Here is a 15,625-nt window from a genome sequence, read left to right as displayed (position 1 = left end):
TAGGTGATTTCTGTTCTGTGGACATGATGCCGCCTCTCTTTCAAGGGGTGACTGTTGGCGGCGCGGCCCGTTCACTCAGGGACTCAACGCAGGCCAGGTCGGGGCTGTCCATAGAGATGACCAGGAAGATCACCACCATCACGGCCATGAAGCACAGGGCCGCACCTTCGACTCCCACCAAGGGAAGCAACTGAGGTCCCCACTCGTGGCGATGGCGCCGATGACCACCTCGGGTGTGCGGGGAAAAGCTGCGTTTCAGTCGATCCGAGCCGCAATGGAGTCCGTTCCCCACGACATCAGGGTGCTGCTGGTGAGGGTACGTCGACAGAGTGAACCAATCCCTTCCTGTTGCCTGCCATCAGACCTGGTCTCGATAGGTTCGTTGATGAGGCCATGCAGGAGTTCTGCAGCGGGGATGTTCCTTTCGAGCCAGGCTACGGTTCTGAACGGGCAGCGATCCAGGTCTCAGCGGCGTCTATCGCCTCCTGCAGGCTTTGACCGATGATCGAGTCACAGAGGAAGACGTTGTCACGACCCAGCGACCGCAACATGCCGGTCCGCGCCAGTTGCTGCTTGATCGTGGGTGCCACACCCGCCAGCATGAGTAGGCTCTTCTGCTGACGCAAGGCTTCGCCGTATTGGTTGAGCACCCCCAGAAAGGTGCTGCCAAGCTCAGTTTCGCTTCTTAAACTCAAAATGATCACTGCGTAGCGTGAATCTTCGGTCACCTTTGGTAACTGCTCATTGAATACGGGTGCAGCCGCATAAAATAGACTGCCATAGGGTACAAGTATCGTCACCTGCCCTCCGGGCACCTCCTTGGGCGGCGCCACTTCCCGGGGGAGCTGGCCAGGCTCCAGCTGCCAGGCAACCACCCGTACCTGATTTGAATTTCTGTTCACGAACAGGAGCATCGCCAGACCAACGCCGATCAGCACGGCGTACTGAAGCGAAATCAGCAAGCAGGCGATGAACGTGATCAGCATCACCACCTGCTGGGTCAGTCCGGTCTTCCAGACGTTGGTCAGTTGGCTGAGCTTCAGCGTGCGGAAGCCGATGACGATCAGGAGCCCTGCCAGGGCGGGCATGGCGATCAAGCCCACCAGACGCCCGAAAAAGACAATGCTGAGGGCGATCACGACGCCGGCGAAAATGTTGGCCAGGCGCGAGCGGGCACCCGCAGCGACCACCAGCGATGTGGCAGACATCGAGGACCCGACGGGCATCCCTTGGAACAGTCCAGCGACAATCCCCGCCACCCCCTGGCCGACGAAATCACCTGAGGCATCGGGAGAGTGGCCATCGGGATTGGGAATCGAGGCACTGATGCCGGCACCCTGCACCAACCCCACGAACGTCAGCGCCAGCGCGGAGATGAGCAGGTCGGGAACGAGCTGGAGCGAGGGAAGGATGGGAGTTGGCAAGGAGTTGGGAATGTTGGCCACATCGCGGGCCAGTTGAACCTTGTCCGCTCCAGCCAGGGGCACGACCAGCGAGGCGAAGAAGATGGCCACCACCATGCCCAGGGCATTGAGCCGTGTCTGCTCCAGGGTGAGAATCAGGATGATCGTCAATACGCCGATAACGAGCGTCGGCACATGAATCTGGTCGAAATTGCGTGAGATATCAAACGCTCTGACGACGCGGTTTGGCCCTGTGCTTTGGTAACCGGTGAAGCTATCAAGTTGACCCAGCACGATCAGCAGAGCCACGGCATTGATGAAGCCGACCATGACTGAATTCGGCACGAAACGAACCAGGCTGCCTAGCTTGAACAGGCCTGCTGTGAGCATCAGCACTCCGGTGAGCACGGCCAGAGTGAACAGCGGGATGTTGGGGCTCTGCGCCTGCGTCACGGCAGGAACGTTGGCGATGATCAACGCCATCGTGGAGGTGGCCTGGACGGAGGTGAAGACTGAGCTGGTGAAGAAGGCCCCCGTGAAGACAGCTGTCATGTAGCTGTACAGCCCGTAAACCGGATTCACCATGGCAAGCAGTCCGCAGGCCAGGCCATCGGGAATGCTCTGAATTCCCAGCACCAATCCAGCACTGAGGTCTTCGCGAATCGTTGCTGGATTGAACAATCCTCGTCTTTGGAAAGGAAGCTTCACAGGGATGGGGAAAGGGTTTTTGATCAACTATGGACCTGGTATTCAAAAGAACTTAATCAGACTGTTGCCTCCTCCGCGCGCATCTTTCCGTCTAGCCTTGTTGTACTTCTACCGATTTCCTGAGCGGCTACCATCAGGATCGCAATCATCAACATGGCGCCAAGTAAAACGATCGTAAGAACCTTGGGATCATCACTAAAGTTCGCAGCTGCGACCACCATAGCGGCGGCAAAATTGCGCTTTGCTGTTGCGAATCCAGACACCAGTTTCGCATCGCGCGATTGCCCTGCTAACCCGTAGCCAATTACCCAGGAAACAGCGATCATGATTAACAACGCAGCGATGATCCCACTGCCAATTGTTGCCACAAAGCTCCTGGCGTTAAGGCCAGCCAGCAACACCACTAAGGCGATCAAGCTGGTGCTCGATGCCTGGGCCATATAAGGTTGTATCGAATCAGCAACGTTTCTGTAGCGGGCATGAATGATCAGGCCAATTACCAAAGGAACCAGCATCATGTTGATCAGCGAACCAGCCATATCCATTGGAGCTACTTGCACTCCTGGCAGTAGCAATGGGATAACGATTGGCATGTACAAAATTGATGCCACCGCCAGCAGAACCATAAGGCCTGCGCTCAGGGGCACATCACTTTTGGATGCTTCTGCCAATTTCGGCAGGATCGGTGCTCCTGCGGCTGTTGCCAGCAAAATCAGGCCAATCGTTGCGGATGGATCAAGTGGAATAAAGCTCTTCAGCAGGTAGGCTAACAATGGTACCAACACAAAGTTTGCCACTAGAATTCTCATCACGAAACCAGTGCTTTGCAGCGGATGCAAAATTTGCCGCAGGGTCAGACTCAGCCCCAGCGATAGCATTGTGCCAACCACAAATACCAGACTGCTGAGGTCTGCGATCACTTGAATAGCATCTTTCATGTCGTTGTGATTCAGGATTCGGGATAAAAACTTTGGCCCTGCTTGGACAACTAGCGTAAGTTGCCATTTTCGAATCAAGCATCTGGCCTGTTCTCTCATGAGACGGCCATCTGGAATATACCTCTCTTCGCTTGTCAGGCACGAACAGTCATGAGTGGCTCTGAAGCCTCCCAAGCGGCCTGCGGCTGGTCTGGCGAACCCGCCATGAAACGCACCGAGCGTCAGCTGCCAATCCATTCACTCTTGGCGGAATCCATCAGCACGGTTGCGCAATGTTGGTGGCGTTTGCAGTGTTGGTTTGAAGTTTCATGCAGACATCAGTCGGTCAACCTGGCGCCTGATGGATGTCTCGCTCTTGCCGTGGATCAGGGCGCGAACGACGGCAGGCGATGGGAGCGCCAGCGGCCCTGGGTCCGCTCCGCCACCAGGGGCGTGACGCTGAGCCGAAAGGGCGTGCCTGCCTCCACATCGACGCGCACGGCGGAGTAGGAGCGGCACAGGGCTGAACCATGCCCGCTGCGACCCAGAAACAAGCTGGAGCGGGCCAGCTCCCGGACGGCGCTGGGCGGACCCTCCCGCAGCACAGGTCCTTCCGGTCGCTGCCGGCGCAGGCTGTAGCCACTGCCGCCGCAGATCAGCCAGGGGATGCCGGCATCGCCATGGCCCGTCGGGCCCACCCGCAGCACTTCAAGGCAGTGGGCATGGCCAGCGATGGCCAGATCCAGCAGGGGCCGGCCGCCGTGCTGCTCACCCAGCGCGGCCGCCACCCGATCGAGGGCGATTCGCAGGTGATGACGCACCGCCAGCGTCTGGCCCTGATTCCACTTGCTGGCCTCGGTGACCACCGGCGGGTGATGGAGCACCAGCAGGCGCCCGCGCACCGCCGGATCGTGCCAGGAAGACACCAGGGCCTCCACGAACCAGTCGAGCTGCTCCTGATCGAGCGCTGGCGACTGGCCGGCACGGGCGGCCGCGCCGCTGGCAAGGCGCTTGTCGATGTCGCGGATGTCTTCCTCGAGCTGTTCGGCCTCGGCGAGGCGGTCATCAAGGAGATCGTCGTCGTCATCGGCTGACCAGGGATCGGCCAGGGAGCGCAGCAGGGAGGAGCGCCTGGCCGCCAAGTCGTGGCGGCGCGATTGCAGCAGGGCTGGGTCGTCCACTTCAGCGCTGGCCTGCGGCGACAGCGGTTCGTTGAAGGTGTTGGAGTCGAGCGCGAAGACGTCGACCCCGGCCCAGCGAGCGGCGTAGTAGCGGTGCGGCAGGCGGGTGAAGGCCCCGGGGCGGTAGAGCAGGCAGCGCCGGCCCTGCACCGTGGCGCTGCGGGTGCGCTCGAGATGACCGGCCAGCTGGGCCTCCGGCACGGCGGCAAGCACGTCGATGAAGGCATTGGCCCAGGCCTGGCCAACAAAGGAACCGTGCCAGCCCACATCGGAATCGATCCAGGAACCCAGAAGCCGTCGGGGTAGGGCCGTTAGACCGGAGAGCAGGCCCAGGGGAAAGGGGAGGTCGTAGTAGTCGTGGTTGCCGAGCACCGGCAGGAAGGGCACCCGGAACAAGAGCTGGTCGTAGCGGAGACCACGCCAGTCGTCGCCTCCCTCGATCCACTCGCGGTAGGGGCGGATGAAGTTCTCGGGATACTGCTCGCTCGATCCCACCAGGTAGACAACGTCTCCGGTGTGCAGCAGGAAGCTGGCGTCGGCGCCGTGGGCGAGCAGCTGTTCGGCCACCTTGCGCTGGGGACTGTGGCGGCGGCGGCGGCCGCTGCCACTGTCGCCGAGCACGAGAAAGCTGAAGGCCTCGGCGGTGCCGGGATCCCCCTCGAGCGCCAGGCGACAGGGATCGATACCGAGGCGGGCGAACTCGGGATGGCCCCAGCGCACCCGCGCCCCCATGCGGCAGATTTTGGTGGCGACGCCCGCCTCGGAGGCGAGGTTCACGGAATCAGCAGGGGTGCGAACACGGTGAGGGCGCCAGGCAGGCAGGTGAAGGTCACAGGATCGGCCTCCAGCATCTCGCCGTCGATCACCAGCTTCTGAACTGGATCGGTGCTGATCGTGAGGCATGCGACGCGCAGGCAGAGCAGGTCGGGGCGGTTGGTGGGCGACTTCACCACGGCGGAGGCCAGCAGGGAGGCCAGGGTGTTGAACCCCTGCAGCAGGTTGGCGGGCGAGGCGATGGTGACCTCCAGCAGACCGTCGTCGGGGATCACCTGGCCAAAGCCCTGGGCCAGCACGGAGGTGGCGGGAGCCGCATTCGCCACGGTGATGGCGGCGGCTTTCATCTCGGTGACGACGCCGTCGATCTCTATCCGGGCCTGGAAGGGCTGCTGGGTGACGAGCTGCTGGGCGCCGGCGAGCAGATAAGCGGTGGGGCCGAGCATGGTCTTGAGCTCACGGGTGGCCCGATCGACCATCCCGGCCTCGAAGCCGAGCCCGGCCAGCAGTGTCATCGGCACGTCGTTGCAGCGGGCGGCGTCAACCACATGGGTGTGGCCCGCGAGGATTGTGTGGCAGGCGCCGATCAGGTCGGTGGGGATACTCAGCGCCGAAGCGAAGGCGTTGGCGGTGCCCCGGGGAATCACACCAAGGGGAAGGCCGGTGCCGGCCACCGCTCCCGCCACAGCGTACCCGTGCCGTCGCCGCCGCAGGCCACGATCATGGCGCTGCCGGGTTCGCCGGCAGGCCGCGCTTGCAGGATGTGGACGAGCTCGCGCGTCTGCTCGGCTGGATCCACATCGGGCCGGGTGAGCAGCACGTTGACCAGAACCTGAGGCTCGAGGATCGAGCGAATCAAGGCCAGATCGGCATTGGCATTCCCCTGGCCGGCCACCGGGTTGAAGAGCAGGTAGGCCGTCCGGCCATGGGCCAGGCCGCGCAGCGCCAGGTCGGCGGTGGCGGCGTTGAGCGCCAGGGGCACGGCGCCCAGGTCACAGGAGCGGATCAGGAGTTGTGCATCGGGAGGCGTGCCCGCTGACGATCCTGGCTCCAGAAAGGCCACCACCAGGGCCACTTCACCGGTAAGAACCCGGGCGGCCAGCTGGACGTCACCACCTGCGTCAACAGCCTCGAGCGCCTTGGCCGGCAGCTGGGCGGTGCGGGAATCGGCCCGCAGCCGCTGGGCCAGCTCAGCGGTGGTCAGCAGGGGCAAGCCGGCAAGTGAGGGCGTCTGACGAGCGAGCCAGTCGAGCAGCTCGTCGACACGCGAGGAACTTGCCAGCAGCGCCAGAGTGTGAGCCATCACAACAAGTGCTCCAAGCAGAACCCTAATCAACCCAAAGCTTGATCTGACCCCATTAACTCAGCCTCGGAGACTTGAACACCCTCCCTCCAAGTCTGAGCTGTGCTAACGGAAGGGAAGCTGTTGCGGGGTCTCATCAAGCAAAGTGGTAATGGCGCCAAAACTGGCTGAAACAGATGAGCAGCCCCAGCACTCTTGTGTAGTATCCATGTCGTCTAGTCCTTGGAACCGATTAATGATGAGCAGCGTGTCTTCGCAAAACAATCAATCAAAGACTGGAACAATGGGTAAAAAGCCACAACGAGATGTTGAGAAAGATTACCCAAAGGCCGATGTCGTTGCCAAGCTTCGGCGTCTGGCCGATGCCATTGAGAGTGGAGAGCGCTTCGAGATCCAGATTGCAGGCGAGCGCATCTATGTACCAGTTCGTGCCAAATTCAGCATTGAACACGAACGTTCGGAGGAAGACGAAGAAATTGAGTTTCAGCTGAAGTGGTCCAGAGAGTGAGCTACTTCTGATTATCAGTTTCTCCGCCTATGGACAGGCTAATGAACAGGCATCCTCGGCGCAAAAAGGTGGAATTCCATAGGCAGAGCATTGCCTCGGGATCAGTCATCGCGCCTCCTCTTGAGGTCATTGTCGGCCGAAGCCGAGGTGTAATGTGCAAGTCAGGCTGACGCTCACAACTTCAGTCGCACCCAGGGCTCTCCAGGAGCTGCTTTTAGCAGCTAGTTGGTGGCCAAGCGATTCAGAGGAGTTAGACCTTCTTGCTGCAGCAGAGCAGGCCATGCAGAATCTGTCAGAGGCTGAAAATAACTCAGCCCGCGCCTCTCTCAAGTATCCAATTCAACACTATCGCACCAAAACAGGGGGTGTTGTCAGTCATCCGGAACACAACAGCTACGTCTTCCGACTAGTGAACGACGATCCCGAACGTCTGATGAGCAGCGTTGAAGAAATCGTGGGCAGGCTGCATATCGTATCGAGGGGCCTAAGGCGATCGAAGCGACTTCGCTTCGAAAGACACGTGTACCTGTTAAGCACAAAAGGACAATCACATATCGTTGGTACGATCACCTCCAAGGGCTTTTTCAATGCGCTACGCGAGCGTCGTGCGGAGAGCATCGTCGGTGCCTTCTCCATCGTCGTCTCCACCCTTCTCTTGACAGCCACCTTCCCAGCCTTTCGAGGCATTGTGGTGGGCGGGCTGAGAGATCCTGCTGTTCGAGAGTGGACGCTTGGAATTATGGATCGGATTGCAGGCTCGCTGCTAGTGACGACACTGCTCAGTTGGTATCAGGTGTTGTCGCACTATTTCGACGTTCGCCGCAGCCCCTATGTTAAGTGGCTGAATCAGGCAGGCTGAGAAGCGCCCAAGGAGCCTTCAAGGGTGGAGAGCTAATTTATAGAACTAATCATAGATTCATCCACTTGCTTGACTTATTGCGCCCCTGTGGGCCCGGCCAAGACTGGAAGAATCGGCCTGGTTCGCAGGAATTCAATCACTCCAGTATGGACTAAGATTGATCAGAGTTTGACAGCTAAAAGCCATACTTTAAGTACTACAATCACAGCCGAGCCTTCGCCAATGTTGCGCTGGGAGTCTCGCCAAACAGCTCAGCATAGGCACTCGCAAAATGCCCTCTACTCCAAAATCCGAACTGCGTGGAGATCGACCACACGGTGGCTTCGCTTGGATCCGCTGCCTGCAGGGCTCTGCGGACACTATGCAACCTCAAGTATTTGAGGTAGGCCATGGGGCTGGTTCCAAACACCTCATTAAATCCATAATTAAGGGCTCGACTGCTGGTACTCAATGCCATGCAGAGATCCTTGAGGGTCAGTGCTCGACTAACGTTGGCTCTCATGTGCGTTACGGCATGATCGACAAGCTCAGCGCGTCGAAAAGGCTTTGGGGACAAGAACTGTTTGTGAGTTGGAGCTGGCAAGCTGCTGACCAACAGTTGCAGGAAGTCTTCAAGCACCAGTCGTTGCAGATGGGGTTGACGCAGAAGATGGGGATGGCGTTGGCTCACATGGAGCAGCTGATTGAGATAGCCCCGGATGGCTGGCATCTCGGCTGGAAGGCGAATACAATGTCTTGACAAGAAGCGTTGATCAATATCTGATCGATTCATAATCTGCAAATAGTCCTCAAACACTGTTTGCTTGATTTGAAACACCGCCATTCTGCAACTGGCCGGCAAGACAAGGTCTCCTCCCCGGCTGGGGTCAAAGCCAAACAGCATGTCCAGGCTGACGGGTATCTTATGAGAGACAGGCCGATCCTTTCCGGGTCGCAGAATACAGGCAAAATCGAGGTAGTCTCCGACTCGATCGCCAACGATATGTAGGGGGCAGGCAGATTCTGTCACCAGCAGCTGGAAGGAATCGAACTCCGCGAGTGTCAGATTGGCCTGGAAACTCTGAATATCAAGACGCATCAACTGCAAGGAGCGACGCGCACCCAGGCTCGCAGCCAAATCATCTATATCGATATAGGAGCGCTGAAGGATCAGCTCTGTGGGTTTCTTTTCGGGGTTAGGGCTGTCCATGCCACGCCGAAGGTCAACCACAAACCAAATATGAAGAGATCATAAGGCACCTGCGGGCTTGTCGGAAATAAATTGCAAGAACGGGGCCACTTGATTGGTGTTGATTACGCCATTATAGGTAAAGATAAAATTTAAAGTTTACATGTCTAGCTTGGTTGCCATTGTTTACCCCTCCGAAAAGAAGGCGGAGGACGTTCGCGACCTTGTCTTCGACCTCGCGACGCGCTATCTGATCAAATTCAACGACCTGGTCATCGTCACCCGCGACGACAAGGGGAGGGTGAAGCTCAATCAGCTGTTCAACACCACCGCATCCGGTGCAGCTGGCGGCAGCTTCTGGGGCCTGCTGATCGGGATGATTTTCCTCAATCCACTCTTGGGTGTGGCTGCCGGAGCGGCAGGGGGAGCGATCTCCGGTGCGCTGAGCGACGTTGGGATCAACGATGCGTTCATGATGGAGCTCGGAGCAGCCCTCAAGCCTGGCGATGCCGCCCTGTTTGTTCTTGTCCAGGACATGACTGCCGACAAGGTGCTGGCAGAGATCAAGGTTCACGGTGGCGTCGTGTTGCACACCTCGCTCGACGAAACGCGCGAGTCAGAGCTGCGTGAAGCACTCGCCTCCGCAGACTCTCCGTCGACGCCTTAGGTGGATCGTCAGCACGAGGGTACAGAATTCTGTTCCCTTGCCAGTCTTCACGGACGAGGACTAGCCAGACCCGAATCAAGAATCAGTCAAAACAACTCTGACTTGATCCAAGTGCTGAAATCAGAATGCATAGCCAATTCTCTTATCAACGAGAGTCAATTCGCCACATCTTGATTGCTAAGGCCTCACCCTTAAGAATGGGTTGGCTCTTCGCTGCATGTTCGGCTATATCTGCATTCATTTGGTCAATGCCCGTTCATGCTCAGGCAACTTTCTTAACACCGCAATCATCAGTTACTCAGCCCATTGGCAAAAGAGACCAGCAGACGGGGCAAGCCTGCTTCGCTCCGCATGCAAGGCTTGCTGCGTCAGGCCCCAAAAGTAATAGAGATGGTGCTGATCACAAACGTATGAAATACAAGGCTAACTATTCTGCTTGTGACCTTCTCCCCGATGAGCTTAAATCTACTGGATTTCTGTCGGTTTCAAAGGATGAACTTCTCAGCAATGGCTCTCATCTCATAGCGGACGGCGACTTGCAGGCATCGCCAGATTCAAAGGCGACCACACAAATAAACTACTTCTCTGATCCTCTCTACTCAGATAGTGATTCAGTACTAGCAAGGAAGAATCAGAATCCGATCGCTAACATGATCAGTGTGCCGTTTCAGAACAATATTAACCTTGGATCGGGGCTCCTAGAAAAAGCCCAAAACGTGATGCTGATCCAGCCGATCATTCCCATTTCAATTAGCAATGATGTTGTGCTGATTACTCGTACTATTGTACCCGTTATCTATCAACCGCCATTCAGTGAAACTGACTCGAATCGATTTGGTTTAGGTGACATCCAACCGCAATTCTACTTTTCGCCCAAGCGCGCCAGCAGTATCAATTGGGGTTTTGGCCCAACGTTTGTCGCACCTACGGCGACCAGCAGGTCTTTGGGTCAAGGCAAGTGGAGTATCGGCCCAGCAGCGATCTTCACCGCAGTCGTTGACCGTTTCGTCTTCGGGGGTGTTGCCAACAATGTCTGGTCCGTTGGCGGAGATAGCAATCGCCTCGAAGTGAGCCAACTGACGATTCAACCATTTGTAAATTATAATCTTAATAGTGGCTGGTATTTAACCAGTAGCCCCATTGTACAAGCTAACTTTATGGCCGATAAGGGGAATCAGTGGCTGGTTCCTGTTGGGGGAGGCATTGGTCGTGTTTTTGGCATTGGCGGACAAAAGGTCAATGCTATTGCGCAAGGGTTTGTGAATGTTGTCAAACCAGATAACGCGCCTGACTGGACTCTCCGATTCGAGATTCGGCTACTCTTCCCGAAGAGATAAAGTTACTCATCGCCTCATCGTACAGCCTTGGGAATGCATCCAAGTGGTAAAACTATGCTGAATACTTGCGATCATCACACTTGCAGCTAAGACGCACAACATTCATGCGAACCCCTGCTGAGGTAAAGTACTAGATCCGCTCTGAAACGGGTGCAGATCTTGCCTCTCTGCTGCCGGAAACTCATTGCTCTCTCCTGAGATACTACAGCCGCTGTGTTCCATTAGCGATGAATTAATTGATGGCGGCTTGTTGCGGCGCCTCCCACAAACTGAGACTCCCAAAAGCCGCCAAGACGTATTATCTAATCAAGATGCTTTTATCTTGAAGCAGACTCGGAATTGGATGAAGGAGCGGTGAGGATTGCCCAAGCCGCTTTGGCTGCTTCAGTTAGGCGTTCGTCAATGTCATCAACCTGATTGCTAACTTTTTGCACAGTACGGTCATGTTCATCTCTGAGTTTCTTCACCGCTTTATCGATACCTTGATACAGTTCCTCCGTATGGTCGGATACAGATTGGATCTCGCTCTGCGCCAATCTCTGCAGCGCATCAATTAACGCTTGAGCTGCTTCCGTTACTTCGTCAATTCCATTGGTAGCCGTGACATGATTAGTTCGTAAGGATGAATCTGCTGCCTTGACGATTTCTGAATTTGATTCCATTTGTCGGCTACGAGAACGGCGCGTTTGATTTGACTTGGCAGCAATGTATCACATTATCTTGAGATAAATGCACATTGCTAACCTAATTATTTTAGACGTATCAATGGACCTCGTGCGCCGCCGGCAGCCATGCTTAACGATTCTACATACGCTGGACTTGATGCCTTAAGCAAGATTTAATGAAGCCAACGAATGCAGCAGTTATGATGCAGATGCTGGCCCGACAGCCATCAGTTTAGAGTCTTGAATCATGGGAAAGTGTCCGAATATCCTATTCTTTCATGTGGAGAATATTTCCACTGGTGACGTCGGCTGCTACGGCGGCGGCATCACCATCGGCGCGAAGACGCCCAACATCGACCGCTTCGCAGACGATGGTCTCAAGCTCACCAATTACAACGTCGAGGCCCAGTGCACCCCGTCGCGCTCAGCGCTGATGACCGGACGCCATTCGCTGCGGACCGGCTGTACCTCGGCATTGCCAGGAGTTGGGCTGGTGGCGTGGGAGGTGACACTGGCCGATTCGCTCAAGCAGCTCGGTTACCGCAATGCGATCCTCGGCAAATGGCACTGTGGCAATGAGCCCGGCCGCTATGCCACCGATCACGGCTTTGACTACTGGTACGGCATCGGTGAGACCTGGGATGTGGCCCTGTGGCCGAGCGATAAGTGGTTCCAGCGCGCCGGCCTTGAGCCCGAGCATGTGATCGAGTCAACCGGGCCCGGCCATCTCGAGAAGATCAAGGTCCTGGATCTTGAGGTCCGCAGGACCATCGACTTGGAGTTCCTCGAGAAGGCCGAGGGGTGGATGCGCGACGCCGTGACCGCCGAAGAGCCATTTTTCGTCTACTTCAACCACTCGCAGACCCACTTCCCCATGCTGCCGCGTCAGGATTTCCTCGACTCCTCCGATGGCGGCGAAGTGGCCGACTGCATTCAGATGATCGACGCTGATTTTCAGCGCCTGCTCGACCTGCTCGACGAGCTTGGCGTGCGCGATGACACCATCGTGATCTTCGCCGGCGACAACGGCCGCGATACCACATTCCATGCTCCCAACAATCAAGGGGCTCAGGGCAATTGGCGGGGCGGCTACTTCTCCACCTATGAAGGCAACAACCGAACCGTTGGTCTCGCGCAGTGGCCCGGCAAGCTCCGCGAGGGTGCCAGCGATGAGATGTTTCACATCGTCGACTGGTACCCGTCGCTTCTGCACCTGATCGGCCACGAGGAACTGCTGCCAACTGATCGAGTGCTCGATGGAATCGATCAATCCAGCTTTTTGTCTGGAGCTCAGGACCACTCCGAGCGCGAACATTTCTGGATGTTCTTCGATGAATTGTTTGTTGGCATGCGCTATCGCAACTTCAAGGTTCTCACCCACATCATCGAGCATGGCGCAGCAGCCATCCAGCAGCTGGCGACACCCCACATCTACAACCTCACGGTGAATCCCGATGAGAACACGCCCTACAACTATGGTCAGCTCCATTCCTGGGTCATGTATAAGATTTTTGCACCCAGGGCCACTGCGTTCCGGCGATCACTCCAGGGCGACGCCGTGCCCAAGGGCGCACCGCTCGACTTCAACCCGAAGCAGGCATTGAGCCCATGAACAGCCTACCCACCCGTTCCCCATCGCTTGGAATCTTTCCAACTGCATGCTGGCCCTAGATCTAAACAACTCACGATGAAAACCCCCTTCACACACCCCAAGGAGAAGTCATGACGAACGAGAACGATCGGGTCATCCTGCCCAAGCCGGAACAACCCTTCCAAGGAACGATCGGCCGTACCGCCAAGGCCTCCACCCCAGACTTTCCCAAGGGAGTCGAGGCTCCAAAGGGAGCACCAAACGTGCTCATCATCCTCACCGATGATGTCGGCTTTGGAGCCACCTCGCCCTTCGGCGGCCCAATTGAGCTGCCCAACTTCGAGCGCCTGGCCGCCACCGGCCTGCGCTACAACACCTTCCACACAACTGCCCTGTGTTCACCGACGCGGGCGGCGATGATCACCGGCCGTAACCATCACTCCGTTGCCAGCGGCGTGATCACCGAGATGGCTACGGGCTACCCCGGCTACAACTCCATCCTGCCGAAGAGCGCGGGCACAATCGGCTCCGTGCTCAAGGCCAACGGTTACAACACGGCCTGGTTCGGCAAGGCTCATCACACGCCCGACTGGATGACGAGCCAGGCTGGCCCGTTCGATCTCTGGCCGGTCGGGCTGGGTTTCGAGTACTTCTACGGATTCCTGGGCGGTGACTCCTGTCAATGGCACCCGAACCTCTACGAGAACATCACCCCGATCCAACCAGCAACGGGCAAGTCTGACTACATCCTGGACGCCGATCTTGCCGATCACGCGATCAAGTTCATCCGCGACCGCAATGCCGTTGCGCCGGACAAGCCCTGGCTGATCAACTACCAGACGGGAACTGCGCATGCGCCCCACCACGCGCCGAAGGAGTGGATCGCCAAGCAGAAGGGCAAGTACGACCAGGGCTGGGACAAGATCCGCGAAGAAACACTGGCCCGCCAGATCCGGATGGGCATCGTGCCGCCGGGCACCAAGCTCACGCCGCGACCGGACGTGATCTCAGCCTGGGACTCGCTTGATCCCGATCGCAAGCGTCTCTTCAGCCGCATGATGGAGGTGTACGCAGCGGCGCTCGCGTTCTGCGACCACCAGGTGGGCCGCATCCTCGATGAGCTGGAGCAATCAGGCCAGCTCGACAACACGCTGATCTTCTACCTGATGGGCGACAACGGTGCCAGCGCCGAGGGCACGACGCCGCAGGGCACGACCAACGAGGTCGGCGCCGCTCAGGGTGTGCCGGAGGACCTGCCCTTCCTGCTGTCGATGATCGACGAACTCGGCGGGCCCAAGGTTTACAACCACTACCCGGTCGGCTGGGCCCACGCGATGGACTCGCCGCTGCAATGGATGAAGCAGGTCGCGTCGCACTTCGGCGGCACGCGCAACGGGCTGGTGGTGTCCTGGCCCGATCGGATCAAGCAGCTGGGTGAGATCCGCTCGCAGTTCCACCACGTGATCGACATCGCGCCCACGATCTACGAGGCGGCCGGCATCACGCCGCCCGATGTCCTCGACGGGGTCGAGCAGAAGCCGATCGACGGAGTCAGCATGATCTATTCCCTCGACGACGGGGCGGCTGCAACGCGCCGCCCGGTTCAGTATTTCGAGTTATTGGGCAACCGCGGGCTATACAAGGATGGCTGGATGGCCAGCACCACACCGTTGCGGCTGCCGTGGCTGACCAGGGCCGAGGTCGACCCCGATGACTTCCAATGGGAGCTCTATCACGTGGCTGAAGACTTCAGTCAGGCGAACAACCTCGCGGCCCAGCATCCCGAGAAGCTCAAGGAACTGCAGGCGGCCTTCGACGTGGAAGCGAAGAAATTCAACGTCTACCCGCTCGATTCGGGTTTCGTGCCTAGGTTCTACCCGGGCATCAAGCCGACACTCCAGGGCGGCCGCACCGAGTACACCTACTACGCAGGGACGGTACGGATCCCCGAGCCTGCGGCACCCGACTTCAAGAACAAGTCGTTCACGATCGCCGCCGAGATCGTCATCCCCTCAGGTGGCGCCAGCGGCGTGCTCGCGACGGTCGGCGGGCGCTACGGAGGCTGGAGTCTATGGCTGGACGACAGTCGTCCGCGCTTCGTCTCCGCCTACTCCAACCAGCCCGCACACAAGTACAAGACGGCCTCCGAAAAGCGGATTCCGCCTGGGCACCACGTCGTCCGCGTGAGGTTCAAGTATGACGGCGGCGGCATCGGCAAGGGCGGCGTGGCGACGCTGTTCGTTGACGACCAACAGATTGCCGAAGGCCGGGTCGAGCACACGACGATCGCGCGCTACTCGCTCGACGAGACCTTTGACATCGGCATGGACCTCGGCACGCCGACATCGGAGGACTATGTGGACAAGATGCCCTATGCCTTCACCGGCACATTGCATCGTTTCATGGTGGTGCTGGAGCCGGAGAAGCTGAGCCCTGAGGATCAGCAAAGGCTCCAGGAGATGCTGGCTAACGCGATCATGGGCGCTAACTGAGCGACACCTACCGCCGAATACCGCCTGTTACTAACGAACCAGAGGAAATCAG

General features: G+C 58.0%; 14 protein-coding genes. 6 read left to right on the top strand and 8 right to left on the bottom strand.

The features are described 5' to 3' along the window. Positions 1-40 precede the first annotated feature (40 nt). The 6 genes from CJZ82_RS17915 to CJZ82_RS19365 form a co-directional block, all read right to left on the bottom strand. On the bottom strand, positions 41-292 hold the full coding sequence (locus CJZ82_RS17915; protein WP_143593640.1) for a hypothetical protein: 252 nt from the start codon (positions 290-292) through the stop codon (positions 41-43). Between the two features lie 142 nt (positions 293-434). Continuing rightward, positions 435-2,111, bottom strand: coding sequence for a SulP family inorganic anion transporter (locus CJZ82_RS11065; RefSeq protein ID WP_198949740.1), 1,677 nt, complete (start codon positions 2,109-2,111; stop codon positions 435-437). Positions 2,112-2,167: 56 nt separating this feature from the next. Then, entirely contained in the window at positions 2,168-3,049 is an 882-nt protein-coding gene (locus tag CJZ82_RS11060) for a bile acid:sodium symporter family protein (protein WP_094555833.1), read from the bottom strand. Positions 3,050-3,414: 365 nt separating this feature from the next. Continuing rightward, positions 3,415-4,986: a metallophosphoesterase gene (locus CJZ82_RS11055; RefSeq protein WP_094555832.1), complete on the bottom strand. Its 1,572-nt coding sequence runs from the start codon at positions 4,984-4,986 to the stop codon at positions 3,415-3,417. Then, positions 4,983-5,657, bottom strand: a complete 675-nt coding sequence (locus CJZ82_RS19370) for a diacylglycerol kinase family protein (RefSeq protein WP_255380894.1) — start codon at positions 5,655-5,657, stop codon at positions 4,983-4,985. Before CJZ82_RS19370 ends, CJZ82_RS11055 begins: the two co-directional genes overlap by 4 nt. Further along, positions 5,627-6,286, bottom strand: coding sequence for a diacylglycerol kinase family protein (locus tag CJZ82_RS19365; RefSeq protein ID WP_255380893.1), 660 nt, complete (start codon positions 6,284-6,286; stop codon positions 5,627-5,629). The genes CJZ82_RS19370 and CJZ82_RS19365 overlap by 31 nt, the downstream gene beginning before the upstream one ends. Positions 6,287-6,437: 151 nt before the next feature. On the opposite strand from CJZ82_RS19365, the gene CJZ82_RS18680 reads away from it, so the two are divergent. Together CJZ82_RS18680 and CJZ82_RS11040 are read left to right on the top strand one after the other, a co-directional pair. Next, the gene (locus CJZ82_RS18680) at positions 6,438-6,794 is read left to right on the top strand and encodes an amphi-Trp domain-containing protein (RefSeq protein WP_198949738.1); all 357 of its coding nucleotides are present in this window, start codon (positions 6,438-6,440) and stop codon (positions 6,792-6,794) included. Between the two features lie 280 nt (positions 6,795-7,074). Continuing rightward, on the top strand, positions 7,075-7,653 hold the full coding sequence (locus CJZ82_RS11040; RefSeq protein WP_143593639.1) for a hypothetical protein: 579 nt from the start codon (positions 7,075-7,077) through the stop codon (positions 7,651-7,653). Positions 7,654-7,855: 202 nt separating this feature from the next. Here the strand turns inward: CJZ82_RS11040 and CJZ82_RS11035 are convergent, their stop codons facing one another. Next, a complete protein-coding gene (locus CJZ82_RS11035; RefSeq protein ID WP_094555829.1) occupies positions 7,856-8,842 on the bottom strand; it encodes a helix-turn-helix domain-containing protein in 987 nt (328 codons plus the stop codon). A gap of 142 nt (positions 8,843-8,984) precedes the next feature. Between CJZ82_RS11035 and CJZ82_RS11030 the strand changes: the two genes are divergently transcribed. Continuing rightward, entirely contained in the window at positions 8,985-9,488 is a 504-nt protein-coding gene (locus CJZ82_RS11030) for a DUF1269 domain-containing protein (protein ID WP_094555828.1), read from the top strand. A gap of 248 nt (positions 9,489-9,736) precedes the next feature. After that, positions 9,737-10,825, top strand: coding sequence for a neuromedin U (locus CJZ82_RS17910; RefSeq protein ID WP_143593638.1), 1,089 nt, complete (start codon positions 9,737-9,739; stop codon positions 10,823-10,825). Positions 10,826-11,142: 317 nt separating this feature from the next. Here the strand turns inward: CJZ82_RS17910 and CJZ82_RS17905 are convergent, their stop codons facing one another. After that, positions 11,143-11,487: a hypothetical protein gene (locus CJZ82_RS17905; protein ID WP_143593637.1), complete on the bottom strand. Its 345-nt coding sequence runs from the start codon at positions 11,485-11,487 to the stop codon at positions 11,143-11,145. A 250-nt stretch (positions 11,488-11,737) separates the two neighbouring features. Between CJZ82_RS17905 and CJZ82_RS11025 the strand changes: the two genes are divergently transcribed. Continuing rightward, on the top strand, positions 11,738-13,102 hold the full coding sequence (locus CJZ82_RS11025) for a sulfatase-like hydrolase/transferase (RefSeq protein WP_094555827.1): 1,365 nt from the start codon (positions 11,738-11,740) through the stop codon (positions 13,100-13,102). Between the two features lie 110 nt (positions 13,103-13,212). Continuing rightward, the gene (locus CJZ82_RS11020; protein WP_094555826.1) at positions 13,213-15,573 is read left to right on the top strand and encodes an arylsulfatase; all 2,361 of its coding nucleotides are present in this window, start codon (positions 13,213-13,215) and stop codon (positions 15,571-15,573) included. The last annotated feature ends 52 nt before the right edge of the window (positions 15,574-15,625 follow it).

It is taken from the genome of Synechococcus sp. 1G10 (assembly GCF_002252625.1).
Lineage (GTDB): Bacteria > Cyanobacteriota > Cyanobacteriia > PCC-6307 > Cyanobiaceae > Regnicoccus_A.
Note: the sequence above shows the minus strand (reverse complement) of the source record. Positions and strands in the feature narration are given on the sequence as shown.